The sequence below is a fragment of the Neobacillus niacini genome, from assembly GCF_031456445.1.
GTDB classification, from domain to species: Bacteria; Bacillota; Bacilli; order Bacillales; family Cytobacillaceae; genus Neobacillus; species Neobacillus niacini_I.
The window spans coordinates 37,407-50,051 of record NZ_JAVDUQ010000013.1 but is presented as its reverse complement, the minus strand read 5'-3'; the positions used below and the strand labels follow the sequence as shown (position 1 = coordinate 50,051).

Below are 12,645 nucleotides of genomic sequence, written 5' to 3'. Positions count from 1 at the left end.
TTTTTTCTCCTCCATTCTGGATTTTACTTACATTTATTAATCATGCAATTTTTATACCAGTTTTTTCAAAAAGAAAAGGCTGCCGAATTGGCAGCCTTTTAGTATTCCCTCTTGTTCCCTTTTTTTACATATTCCCATTCCACATCGATATTGGACCTCACCCTTCGAAGAAGATGAAAGATTGTTTCTATTTCTTCTGTGGAAAATCCATTTAGCGCTACCTTGTTTGAGTAATCTCCTTCTCTTTTTAAAAAGGGGTAAACTTCCATCCCCTTCTCTGTAGCATAGAGCTTTTTAATTTTTTTATTTTCTTCATCGTTTCTTTTTTCAAGAAAGCCTTGAAGTTCCAATTTTTGAATCGCACGGGCAGCTGTTGTTCGGTCAACTTTAATCATTTCCGCCACTTTTTCTTGAATGATTCCAGGGTTTTCACAAATTCGAATTAAGTACAAATATTGCCCTTTTGTAAGGTCGAATGCTTTGAATTCAATATTACTAATCGAATCAAGTGCTCTGGAAATCATTCCAATTTCTCGAAGTATTTCTCTCATAAAAACAATCCCCCATAATATTTTGTTGTATTTACAACAAAATATTTTTCGTATATACTTCATTATGACCTAACAATGAAATAACGAAAAGTATGCAAGCCAATTGAAGTATTGATATAAAAATAAAGGAGTTGTACTCAATGATTCAAAACCATTGGTTCATTAATACTGCATTATTAAGTATTGCATTCATTTGGGGGATAACCTTTGTGGTGGTACAAGAAGCCATTTCAACCATAGATCCGTTTTCCTTTAATTTTCTACGATTTGGTTTAGCGGCTGTATTGATTTTTCTATTTCTTTTTTTCACACAGAAAGAAAAATTTTCTTTTAAAACTCTCTTCACTCAACTTAAAATTGGCTCTTTTCTTGGGTTATTATTGTTTTTAGGCTATGCCTTGCAAACTTTTAGTTTGTTACACACGACTCCTGGTAAATCGGGATTTTTAACGGGATTGGCGGTTGCACTTGTGCCGATTATTTCTTATTTTATCTTACGGCAAAAACCCACATTTCAAGGAATGGTCGGTGTTGTTTTAGCCGTATTGGGTCTTTACCTATTAGCATTTTCGGGGATGACAGGCGTAAATATTGGCGATTTGTTAGCACTCTTATGTTCTTTTGCGTTTGGACTCCAGATAGTTTATACAGGAAAGTTTGCATCCAAAACCTCCGTCTTATATCTCGTTTTATCTCAATTAATTACCGTTGCGGTCTTGAGTGGAATTTTTGCATTGATCTTTGAACCTACGCTTAGTTTAAATATATTGTTACATCCATCGGTGATTGGTGCATTATTAGTCACAAGTATTTTTGCGACTGTGATTGCCTATATTGCCCAGACCTTTTTTCAAAAGTCTACTAGTCCATCAAAAGTAGCTTTAATCTTTTCAATGGAACCTGTCTTTGCTGCCCTAGCTGATTATCTATGGAATGCAACCACCTTGGGGACCCGCTCCATTTTCGGTTGCTTATTGATTCTATTTGGGATGTTATTAGCAGAAATCCCACTTTTACGATATTTTTCATTTTTAAAAATAAAAAACCAAAAAGCAAATATGTAATAAATCACTTTTATAAAAGATTCAAGTCATGGTTCGAAAAGTTTACCGACAATGGCAGTAGATTCTTAGGTTTAATTCCCATTAGCTATCAAACATCAAAAAAAAAACGGCATTTTATATGCCGTTTTTCATCTATTCTTTCATCATTTTACCAAACATAACGGAAGTTGCTGCCATAGCGGTAACAAACAATCCAAGGACAACATAAAGACCGTAATCCACTTTTTTCACCTCCGCGCTTACTACTCCATCCCAAATTCCATCTAAAACAACCATTATTATAACATTCTATTAAACTAAAAACTATTAAAAAAATCACTTTCTTCCTTAATTATTTGCGCTAAAAAATCTGTTTACTGTGCTTCTTTAAGTTTATTCTTACTCGAAAGCAACATTCCGCCCATAACAATGATTGGCGCTATATTAACAGCTGCTAATATCGTTCCTGGAAAATCTGAACCACTCAATAGACCGTGTAAAGTCACGAGGATATACAAAATGGGATTTAGTGCATGCAATTTTTGCCATCTTTGATAGCCAATTTTCTTCCGGAATTTTGATGTAATAATCGTTAAAATGAAGAAATAAACGCCAATCGTCCCCATCGCCATAGAAATAGTTTCATATCCGCTGGCAAATGGGATTAGCACTTCAGAAAGTTTAAATGGGAAATAAGAATCAATTAGTAAAATTTCTAAGTGTCCGCAAGTCATAATTAATGACCAGTCCGAAAGCACCTCATGAAAATGCAGGATGCCGTTTATTTTCTTTTTTCGTTTCTTCTGAACCGCGGAATATACTCCGGTTAATGCTGCCAGATATAATAATAGATATGCTACCACTCCTGTTGCTCGTATTGCGTACCATTCAAGAGATTCCATTTGATTCGCTTCCTCTCCAAATTTCTTTTTTATCATTAATAAGGACCGCTTTATTCTTTTTGTCTGCAATCCACTTATTCCCAGTCTCTTCTCCCAATAATAGGACGACTTTGGCCCTTACATCCGCCTCTAAAGCCGTTGGAGCCGTAACCGTTGAAGAGAGTATGGTACTCTTGGAAGGTTGACCTGTTGCGGCATCAATAAGGTGATGCTTAGTTTTTCCATTCATCTTCCATCTTCTTTTCATCGAGGTAGAAGTTGCCACTGCCCCAACAGAAACTTGGATGGAAGAGATTATTTTTGCCGGATCATAGGGATCTTCAATTCCGATTTTTAATGGTCTTGGCAAGCTTCCAAAAATCCGAATATCTCCGCCGACATTAATAAATCCATATCCATATGTCGATAGGACTTCTGCAGCCCGGTCAATCACCCAGCCCTTAGCGATGCCGCCTAAATCAATACGCGTTTGCAAGAAAACAGTCTGTTTGTCCGTATTTAATTGGTAAGGTTGAATTTTACTAATTTCCGAGGCTGAATGGGAGGAATCCCCCAATTCACGCCCCCTAATTAACTCGATCGATTTTGTATAGCCACTGTTTTCCATCGCAGACAAAATACCTGGATTAAATACCCCATTTGTTTCTTGATAAAATTTTAGTGCGTCATTGAGAATACTAAATAATTCATTCGATACTTTGACTTCTTTCCCCATTTGGTGATTTAACCTCGATAATTCACTATCTTCTTTAAACCGGCTGCATGTGTCTTCGAGCGTTGAGAATAATTTGTATACCGGCATAAGGTCATTTGCAAACAGTTCTTGGTTGATTGAAATTTGTACCATCGTACTCATTGAATTGAAATTGTATTTGTACATCATCAGGTCCCTCCTGTCGTTGTATTAATTTATAAAAGTTAACTTAATTTATCCTTAATTCCATTAGTAGCGGATCGATAAAAATGTTGAACCGTGTCCAAAGGTTTTTTTAAAATTTTTTTATTGCAAGTTGATCATTAGAGTTTTTAGAATGGGAGGAGAATTAAGAGGTAAATAAAGGTAGATGATTGATTAATAAAAAGAGCTGCCTCAAATTTTATTGGGCAGCCCTTTTTTATTACTAATCGTTTTGGTAGAAGAAGGTAGCAGTTATGCTATTTACTTTTTTCAATTTTCCCTATCCATTTATAATAGGCCAGTAAAATCCCCAGTAATATGGGGTCACAGATGATCGAATAAAACAAATTCCACCAGCCATAATGAAAAAATCCCCAAGGTTGAGGAAGTAATGATGTTAACTCATAAACCGTTATAAATATGATCCAATAAACAAAGTAACGGAGTATTTTTAACCTATTGGCATTAAAGGGAAACCAATTCAAAAATATAACATTCACTGGTGGAATAAGTAAGGTATACACTAAAAAGTTATGCCATTCAATTCCTTTATGAAAATACCAGTAACCTCCTGTTTTTTCATCTATATATATATCAGCCCAAGTAACCAGTATGATTGTAAATGCCCACATGTGAACAATTTGATTTTTAGTAAGACGTTTAGTCATCTTATAAGCTATAGAATTAAACAATATAATTGAAATAACCAATAAGACCATTAGCCAAGTTCCCCTAAACCATTTTACATAATCTGTAATTTTAGTCTCTCCATTAATGATGGAATCATTCACAAGTAAAAGGCTGTCATAAATGACAGCCTTCATTTAATATATTATTTTACAATAGCCAGTTTTTGACCGATATAAATCGGTTGATTGGGATCGAGATTATTGGCTTTAACGATCGAGTCAATGGTTACCCCAAACTTTTGAGCAATCTTCCATAGAGAATCCCCTGCAACAACGGTGTAAACAACCGTTGATACCACTGGAAGCGCTACAATATATTTCGCTACATATCCTTGATCCGAATAAATGGCATCTTTCTTGTATTCTACTACATACCAATCACCGAGAGCAGAAATAATTTTAATATCCGTATTCATCGGGAGGAAAAATTTAATATCATATTGCGTCCCGGCATAACTCCGAACATTGGCATTTACCCTTGTCTTCCCACTTTCAATTTGAAGAATTTCCTGATTGGATGGAACCTTGATTAACGGCTTGGATACATATCCTTTCAGCACCGAGCTTATCATACTGTACGAAACCTGATACCAATCACCTGTTTCCCCCGTAATCGTCACTTCTGAACCAGCTGGAATGGTTAGCAGGATTGGGTTTTGCGTGCTCGGTCCAGACCGTAAATTTGAATTTTTTACCGTTAACCCGAACCCTTCCGTTATCTGAATGGCTTTGTCACGTGCATCATACACATTCGTATTTCCGGCAAGATCGGTAAGTTTGACAACAGGATAGTAATTCCCACGCGTTACGTTAAATCCGCGTCTGTTTTTTCCATCCCAATAAAAATACGATGTCCCCTTCAAGTGGCGATCCCATCCAATGGTCTGAACTACCAGGCCGCTATCATCGACAATGGTTACATCCATATCTGCGGTTTCACTTATGGTCACGGGAATTTGGATTTGATATTTACCATTCTGAAAAGATAACTGGTTTACCGCTGCCAAATCAATTGTTGCGGTTGGTTTTTCCGTATCTGCCTGGGTTGGCTTTGGCACCGCATACGTATAAAGGATTTGATTCGACTCTGTTACAAAAATTGTGTCTTGGATGACTCCAATTGGCCTCACACCTGATCCGCCGGTAGGGGTAGAAAGCTGAAGTGTTGACGAAATGAGCTGCCCATTTGCAGTATTGAAAAATTTTATTTTGTTATTATTTTCCAAAATAATTTTGTCTGATGCGACCACCATTCCGTCTGAACCCACAATCGTCTGAGTTCCGCCAGCCACATACTGGTCAGCATAAAGCACTTTCCATTTTGGCGCACCTGTATTTTTATCAACTGAAAAAATATTGGCTTCATCAAGAACGATGAGCGAATCATTCGTCACAGACATTGGTTGTGTATACATGCCTGTAAGACTAAACTTCCATAATGTCTTGCCAGTTGCGGGATCAAACGCCCAAAGGTTTCTTGTGTTATCCTTGGCATCCACATAAAGCTTTTCGTCTTTATAAACAGGAGCACCGTAGATGGATGCGCCTGAGGAGATATCGAAGGTCCATAGAACAGTGCTTGAAGCCGAATCAAATGCGTACAATCGGACGGTCATTTGAACCGGATTCCGAATTATAGCGTACAGCCGGTTTCCGCCAGCTGCTAAAGCTCCATCGATTCTTTCATTTGTTTTAAGCGTATAATTCCATTTTCTTTGGCCTGTATTGACATCTACCGCTCCAATTCCGTCTATCATTAGGTCAATGTTTCTCGTGGAATAAAACAATGTATTTTGGTCAATTAAAAGACGGTTTGCCAATAATGTATCAATACTCCAAAGTGTTTTGGGTGCAGTCCCTGTATCTTGAATGGCATACAGTTTATTTGCGGTTGAAGCATAGATCACTCCATCTCTGGAAATCAAATCGAGAAAGGCATCCTGGTTTTCGGTTGAAAAATCCCACTTCTCTTTATAGGTATCCAAGTCAGTTGCAGAAAGAATTTTTTTCTCAATCCGTTCAACCGAATAAAGTTGATTCTGGTCCACGCTAAACAGGGATGAAGCGTTATTAAAAGGATCTTTCTTTAAGGTCAGATCCACAGGCAATGTTGCAGTTGAATAATTGGTATTTCCTTGGTCGCCCAGATGCATGGGCCAGCTCTGGGCGTCGGCCCTTACATTTCGTCTTAATCCTTGTGCCTCTAACTCCGTTATCCTTTGTCTTAATTCTTGGTTTTGGGCTATTAAACTATTTATATAATGTTGATTGAAATGCATCATTTTTGAACGTCACACCTCCATTTGGCACTACCATTTTATGCATGGTTGCCTATATGGTGATGTTCATCTGACAACTCCCACCGCTAGCAGTGGGAGTTGTCATACCTTGGTCATTTAATATTTTTAAAATGGATGCACAATCAAATTTAATACATACTCCTTCATTTTAATTTGATTAATAAATTTTTCTATATCCCGTATATCGACATCATTTTCAATTTTCACCCATTATATTTTTATTATAGAAATAAAAATGAAGAGGTGAATGACGAATGAAGTTACAAAGATTACTGAAAATGTTTTTTCCTGTACTCATGATTTTTGCTTTGTTATTATTACCCTCACTCAATTCACAAGTAGATGCAAAAATGAACGTTACAAAATATTCTAAAACGGTAAAAGCCACTACCTATATCACTTCCTTCAAAAAGGTCAATGGTAAATGGGTTGGGAAATTTGATTATATCCAATGGTTTTTTGGTAAAGCAGCCGATAGAGAATTTTTAAAGGATTGTAAATGCGGCAATGTAATGGATGGTGCTCCAGATGGATACTGGATTCGAAACGTGAATCCTAAGATACGTACCTTCACCATTTCAAAAAACGCTCAATTTGTGTTACAAACCCGGAATTCTTACAAAATAAAATGGAATGAAAAAGTAACAAGAAGCCAGTTTATGACCTTTTTGAAACAACGAAATAAGGACCATCAAGTTCCATTCCATATCGAAATTAATAAAGGTGTCATAACAAAAATTACAGAACAATATATACCTTAATTTTCTCCGTGCGAGCCTCTTTTTGTATTTTTATAATCAAAGCCGTTATTAACTGCATACCATAATGTTGAACAAGCATTGACAGGAGGTGAATTTTTATGGGTCATCATTGTCAAGGCCACTGTCACATTTTGGGAATTTTTCTTGGATTTTTTACAGGTATGATTTGGCTGCTATTAGCAGTATTGGGGTATATTACTGACTTCTTTGGTTTAATTGATTTAGGAAACCTTGGTTATTTTTTCACTATCCTTATTGCAGTTATTGGCTTCCTTGCCTTCTTTGTCTTTGGATTATATGTATTTAAAAGAGCGTGGAATTGTTGTCGTTAATAAAAAACAGTAGTTTTGAATCCTTATAAAACTTTCAGACAGCCTCTTTATACGAGGCTGTCATTTTATTTGAAGGTTACACCAAACTTATCCGTTACGGTTCCGAATGCAAGGTCTTATCGATTGTAAACCTTCTTAAATTTTATTTTTTTCCATTACGGCAAAGTAATTATTTTCACTATCTGCAAAATTGAATACCCTGCCTGAAGGCATACTGACAATTTCTCCGACTGTAACGTTTTTATTTGATAAGTCTCTATGTAATTCTTCGAAGTTTTTTGAGAAGAACATTAACGAAGGAGTACCAAGATTTAATTCAGGCTGCATTTTAGCAATGAGCTCCTTATTGTGAAGAACAATACTTGTCTCAGCTTCGTTTGTTGGAGCGATTTCAATCCATCTCATTCCTTGACCATTATCTTGCTCCGAAATGACACTAAACCCTACTTTTTCTGTCCAAAAATTCACTGCCTCGTCCTGATTATTTACATACAACATAATTTGCCCTACTATATTAATCATACCTTTCACTCCTCTACCTAATTTGATGAAATTATATCATTTATATATTTGGTTAACCAAGTTTAATACGAATCAACTTTACATTTCAAAAAAGTTGTGTCTCTCTACTCTGCAAATTCTGAGAGCAAAATTCTTATACCATTCTGATCTCCCTTTATCTTGTGCAGCTTTGTGGGCTGAATTTTCCTTCCAAACTTTTATTGATTCTAATGAATCCCAATATGATACTGTAATTCCTAGCCCTTCATCTCTTGCACTTTCCAATCCTAAGAATCCCTTTTGTTGAGAAGCTAATTCGACCATTTTATCCGCCATTTTGCCGTAACCGTTGTCTCCTTCTGTTCTCTGTGAGGCAAAAATCACTGCATAATAAGGCGGTTCGGGAGTTTTTGCCATTCCACTCATTCGTAAAATCCTCCAATAAGTTTAATAATGTTCTTTCACTTAGGCCCTCTAAATACTCTCTAATTAGCATAACCCCCCAAATCCAATGTTATATTCAAATTATACATTATATTCTGAATATAAACTGCCCCTGTATTAAAATAAGACATTGCTTTATTCCCATTTAAAAAATTTCATTCTTAAGCAGGATTGCTAGAACGGTAAGAGAATTATTAATTACATGGATGATTACAAAGATTGGAGTAAAAAGCATGTTAAAGGTTAGAAAAATCCAGCCAGAAATGACGTACGATCTTAGGCATCAGGTTCTCCGCCCGCACCAGACCATTGAAGACTGCAAATATGATACGGACTATGAAGCTTGTGCATTTCATGTAGGAGCCTTCTATCAAGGAACGCTTATAAGCATTGCATCCTTTTGTGCCGAAAATAGCCCTGATTTTTCTATTGAAAAGCAATATCGTTTAAGAGCAATGGCAACCTTAGAAGAGTTTCGAAAATTAGGAGCTGGCAGAGCGGTTGTTTCCTATGCTGAAGAATTATTAAAAGAACAAGGTATTGACTTTTTATGGTGCAAAGGAAGAACGACTGTAAAGGAATATTACATGAGATTAGGTTTTAAAGCGCATGGAGAAGTTTTTGACTATCCACCGATTGGGCCGCATATTGTAATGATTAAAAAACTAAAATAAGTAAGCCCCCAATCATAAATAACGGGTATTCTTTAAAGGTGCAAAACAGTATATCGCAATGCAAACAGGGTGCGAAATCGCAGTGATTTTCTCACCCTATTTTTTTATTGCTATATCCATGTTTTTTGGCAAATTAGCATATAAAATCGCATAATAATTCACATAGTAAATAACAACTTGCGAATAGATATTCTCTATCTGAAAATTGGATTGCTAAAATAGATGTGAATTACTATGCTCAATAATATATAAGAAAGTAGTTGTAAACAAATACATCCCCTCGCTAATAATTGGATGATCAGACATAGTCATTTGATTTTGGCTCTATTATAACTGAATGTTGATTTCACTGTGTTTGAAAAATAAACGGTAAAATTCCGTTTAAATTGGGAAATACCCATATTCCCCTAAAAATAAAGGAAGTTTTTCCGTTTATATTATCCAAATCTTTGGATTTTGTCTTATTTAGAGCCGTTAATCGGAATATCTCCGCTTATATCTGCTTCTTAAGCCTCCACTATATTCATTAGCCGGAAATTTTCTCCGCCTATGAATTCTTATACCTTAGGAATGAGTGTCTGCATTAAGATATCTCTTGTCTTTTGAACAACCCATTACCATTATAAATAGAATAAAAATATCTCGAAGGGTTATCCTAAACAAAAAATGGGATAAGGGGTTAACTAATGGATTTACAACCAATGGATGTTATCAAACCAATTCATTTAAGTTCAAAAGAATTAGACGAGACTCAATCTTTTACAACAGTTGAAATGGGGAAACTTTGGGTTACTTATGTAGGAAATAGTATGTCAAGCCAGATCTTAAAATATTTTCTCCAACATTGCGAGGATCAATATATTAGGACGCTATTGGAAAATGGTTTAGCTTTAAGTAAGGATTTTATGCAGAAGATTGAGGAATTTTTAAAAAAGGAAAATTTCCCTATACCTGCAGGCTTCACTGAAGATGATGTAAACCTCGGTGCCCCACGTTTATACGAAGATGATTTTTATCCGCATTATTTAAAATATGCGGCTAAGGTAGGTCTTAGCCTTTATGCTGTAGCCATTCCATTATTTATGAGGAAGGATATAAAGGATTTTTTTATTTATTGTAATGAATGCACCAATATCTTTATAGGGCAGATAAATAATGTTTTAATGGAGAAGAAATTAATTGCAAAACCTCCGATTATTCCAACACCAGAAGGACCTGATTTTATTAAAAAACAAAGTTATTTAAATGGTTTTGTTGGGGATGTCAGGCCGCTAAATGCATTAGAAATTATGCATCTGTATGATAATATTGAGAATAACACAACAAGTAATGCGTTATTATTAGGATTTTATCAGACAGTGAAAGATGAAAAAATTAAGGATTTATTTAAACGGGGTTTAGATATGACGACTAAAGCGGTGAAGCAGTATACCGAAAAACTACATGCAGAACACTTAGGAACACCGTCATTCATCGATCATTTAGTGACGACATCTACCATCCCCCCTTTTTCCGATAAAATAATGTTATTTCATAAAGTGGACATGTTCTCCATGAAAATAAGGGCGTTTGGAAACTCACTAGCGGTAAATGGAAGAAGAGATTTAGGATTGTTATATGGAAGAACGTTGATCAACATTGGCTTATTTGTCGATGACGGTGCAAATATCTTAATTGATAAAGAATGGATAGAATCACCACCAAAAGCATTTGAAAGAGAATAATCATTTAAAAAACAAAAAAGCGGGGAGTGGTCCCCGCTTTTTTAGAATTTAGAATGATAGCTTTCGATTTCCCATGTGTGGACTGCTGTACGGTAGCTATCCCATTCTGCTTTTTTCATGGAAACATATTCGTTGTAGACGTGTTCACCAAGGGTATTTGCGGCAATCTCTCCTGATTCTAATGCATTAATGGCTTCAGCTAAGCTTCCAGGAAGGCTGTCAATTCCCTTGAACGCTCTAGTTTCTTCATCCATATGGAAAATATCTTCATTAATTGGAGCCGGTACTTCTAATTCTTTATCAATCCCGTTTAATCCTGCAGAGGCAATTACCGCAAAGGTTAAGTATGGATTTGATGATGGATCTGGGCAGCGTAATTCTACACGTGTTGCCAGTCCTCTTTTAGCAGGAATACGAATTAGTGCTGAACGGTTAGAAGTAGACCAAGCGATATAACAAGGTGCTTCATAGCCGGGAACTAAACGCTTGTAGGAATTCACGAGCGGGTTCGTTACCGCAGTAAAGTTCTTCACGTTCTCTAAAATACCCGCAATAAATTGGTATGCCTTTTCCGATAATTGTAACTCATCCTCTTCATCAAAGAATGCATTTCCGTTTTCATCAAAGAGGGACATATTAACATGCATTCCGGAACCATTGATTCCAAAAACCGGCTTTGGCATAAATGTAGCATGAAGACCAAATTTCTTTGCTACCGTTTTTACCACCCATTTGTACGTAGTCGCAAGATCCGCTGCCGTTAAAATATCCGCATATTTAAAACTAATTTCATGCTGTCCTTCTGCTACTTCATGGTGGGAGGCTTCAATGGTAAAGCCCATTGCTTTTAAGGCGCGGTAGATTTCTAAACGAACACGCTCGCCAAGATCATGTGGAGATGGCTCGAAGTAGCCTGCTTTATCACCGAGTTCTTGGGTGGCATATCCATTTTCATCTGTTTTAAAAAGGAAAAATTCTAATTCCGGTCCTACTGAAATCGTGTACCCTTTTTCAGCTGCACGCTCAACAGTTTTTTGCAGTACATTTCTTGTATCTCCCTCATATGGTGTTCCATCCGGGTTTTTTACCGAGCATAAGAACCGGGCTTCCGAATACCCCTCTTCAACTGTCCAAGGAAGAACTGCAAATGTATTAAGATCTGGTTGCAGATAAAGGTCCGATTTATTAATTGGTGAAAAACCTTTAATCGAAGAACCATCAAACATCATCTTACCTTCTACTACATCCTCAAGCTGTTCACTTGTTACAGTTATGTGTTTTAAGATCCCTTCGATATCGACAAATTGCAAGTGTAATAGTTCAACAGATTTTTCTGTAATAGTTTCCTTAATTTGTTCAATAGTTGTACCAACCACAGGTGTTTTTGTAATTAACGTTTCAGTCATGTCACATTACCCCTCATTCTCATGTTATATTTCCTCACATCTGATATTTTTGATTATAGTGAAAAAAGCATCCTTTGACAATCATTTTTTGAATATTTTTTGAATACTCATGATAATTATTTCAGAAAACGTTTTCATAAATCATTTAAATTATCATGGTTTTCAAGCTATTGGCTATAACAATTCCCATTAATAAATATTCAATTTTGTGTATTAATATTGTTTTAGTCTTGAATCTCTTTTCTCCGGAATATCTTTGCAAAGGTAATCATATTTACGGTTTTCGGTTCCTTGTTTGTAAAACACTTTTTGTGAGCAAATATTATAAAAGGACTAGAATAAATTACTGGTACCTTTGGTAAATAATGGTCCGACCTATTACCTAATACCCAATCATTGAAACATTATTGTAATAAAAGG

Annotated in this window: 14 protein-coding genes; 5 read left to right on the top strand and 9 right to left on the bottom strand. The window is 36.0% G+C overall.

Translation table 11 applies throughout. From position 1 onward, the window contains the following. Positions 1–98 precede the first annotated feature (98 nt). Positions 99–551: a MarR family winged helix-turn-helix transcriptional regulator gene (locus J2Y67_RS12720; protein WP_310174539.1), complete on the bottom strand. Its 453-nt coding sequence runs from the start codon at positions 549–551 to the stop codon at positions 99–101. 140 nt (positions 552–691) lie between these two features. On the opposite strand from J2Y67_RS12720, the gene J2Y67_RS12715 reads away from it, so the two are divergent. Further along, a complete protein-coding gene (locus tag J2Y67_RS12715) occupies positions 692–1,615 on the top strand; it encodes a DMT family transporter (RefSeq protein WP_310174537.1) in 924 nt (307 codons plus the stop codon). Positions 1,616–1,747: 132 nt separating this feature from the next. Here the strand turns inward: J2Y67_RS12715 and J2Y67_RS12710 are convergent, their stop codons facing one another. From J2Y67_RS12710 to J2Y67_RS12690, 5 genes are all read right to left on the bottom strand, one after another. After that, positions 1,748–1,891 carry a hypothetical protein gene (locus tag J2Y67_RS12710; RefSeq protein ID WP_310174536.1) on the bottom strand — a complete coding sequence of 48 codons (144 nt, stop codon included), beginning with the start codon at positions 1,889–1,891 and terminating at the stop codon, positions 1,748–1,750. A gap of 77 nt (positions 1,892–1,968) precedes the next feature. Next, entirely contained in the window at positions 1,969–2,496 is a 528-nt protein-coding gene (locus J2Y67_RS12705) for a ferric reductase-like transmembrane domain-containing protein (protein ID WP_310174534.1), read from the bottom strand. Next, positions 2,483–3,376 carry an FAD:protein FMN transferase gene (locus J2Y67_RS12700; RefSeq protein ID WP_310174532.1) on the bottom strand — a complete coding sequence of 298 codons (894 nt, stop codon included), beginning with the start codon at positions 3,374–3,376 and terminating at the stop codon, positions 2,483–2,485. Before J2Y67_RS12700 ends, J2Y67_RS12705 begins: the two co-directional genes overlap by 14 nt. A 275-nt stretch (positions 3,377–3,651) precedes the next feature. Then, complete coding sequence (locus J2Y67_RS12695; RefSeq protein WP_310174530.1) at positions 3,652–4,218, bottom strand: hypothetical protein; 567 nt, start codon at positions 4,216–4,218, stop codon at positions 3,652–3,654. Between the two features lie 8 nt (positions 4,219–4,226). Then, positions 4,227–6,365, bottom strand: coding sequence for an outer membrane protein assembly factor BamB family protein (locus tag J2Y67_RS12690; RefSeq protein ID WP_310174528.1), 2,139 nt, complete (start codon positions 6,363–6,365; stop codon positions 4,227–4,229). A gap of 272 nt (positions 6,366–6,637) precedes the next feature. Here J2Y67_RS12690 and J2Y67_RS12685 point away from each other — a divergent pair, with 272 nt between their 5' ends. Both J2Y67_RS12685 and J2Y67_RS12680 read left to right on the top strand, forming a co-directional pair. Continuing rightward, the gene (locus J2Y67_RS12685; protein WP_310174526.1) at positions 6,638–7,144 is read left to right on the top strand and encodes a hypothetical protein; all 507 of its coding nucleotides are present in this window, start codon (positions 6,638–6,640) and stop codon (positions 7,142–7,144) included. Positions 7,145–7,242: 98 nt separating this feature from the next. After that, positions 7,243–7,476 (top strand): ABC transporter, encoded by a 234-nt coding sequence (locus J2Y67_RS12680; RefSeq protein WP_310174525.1) that lies wholly within the window; start codon positions 7,243–7,245, stop codon positions 7,474–7,476. A 135-nt stretch (positions 7,477–7,611) separates the two neighbouring features. Here J2Y67_RS12680 and J2Y67_RS12675 read toward each other — a convergent pair whose 3' ends face one another. Together J2Y67_RS12675 and J2Y67_RS12670 are read right to left on the bottom strand one after the other, a co-directional pair. Then, positions 7,612–7,998, bottom strand: a complete 387-nt coding sequence (locus J2Y67_RS12675) for a VOC family protein (RefSeq protein WP_310174523.1) — start codon at positions 7,996–7,998, stop codon at positions 7,612–7,614. A 78-nt stretch (positions 7,999–8,076) separates the two neighbouring features. Further along, positions 8,077–8,403 (bottom strand): antibiotic biosynthesis monooxygenase family protein, encoded by a 327-nt coding sequence (locus J2Y67_RS12670; RefSeq protein WP_310174521.1) that lies wholly within the window; start codon positions 8,401–8,403, stop codon positions 8,077–8,079. A 251-nt stretch (positions 8,404–8,654) separates the two neighbouring features. Here J2Y67_RS12670 and J2Y67_RS12665 point away from each other — a divergent pair, with 251 nt between their 5' ends. Beyond that, on the top strand, positions 8,655–9,095 hold the full coding sequence (locus J2Y67_RS12665) for a GNAT family N-acetyltransferase (protein WP_310174519.1): 441 nt from the start codon (positions 8,655–8,657) through the stop codon (positions 9,093–9,095). 686 nt (positions 9,096–9,781) lie between these two features. Then, complete coding sequence (locus J2Y67_RS12660; protein WP_310174517.1) at positions 9,782–10,819, top strand: DUF3231 family protein; 1,038 nt, start codon at positions 9,782–9,784, stop codon at positions 10,817–10,819. Between the two features lie 41 nt (positions 10,820–10,860). On the opposite strand, the gene glnA is transcribed toward J2Y67_RS12660, so the two are convergent. Next, entirely contained in the window at positions 10,861–12,225 is a 1,365-nt protein-coding gene (gene glnA, locus J2Y67_RS12655) for a type I glutamate--ammonia ligase (protein ID WP_310174515.1), read from the bottom strand. Positions 12,226–12,645 lie beyond the last annotated feature (420 nt).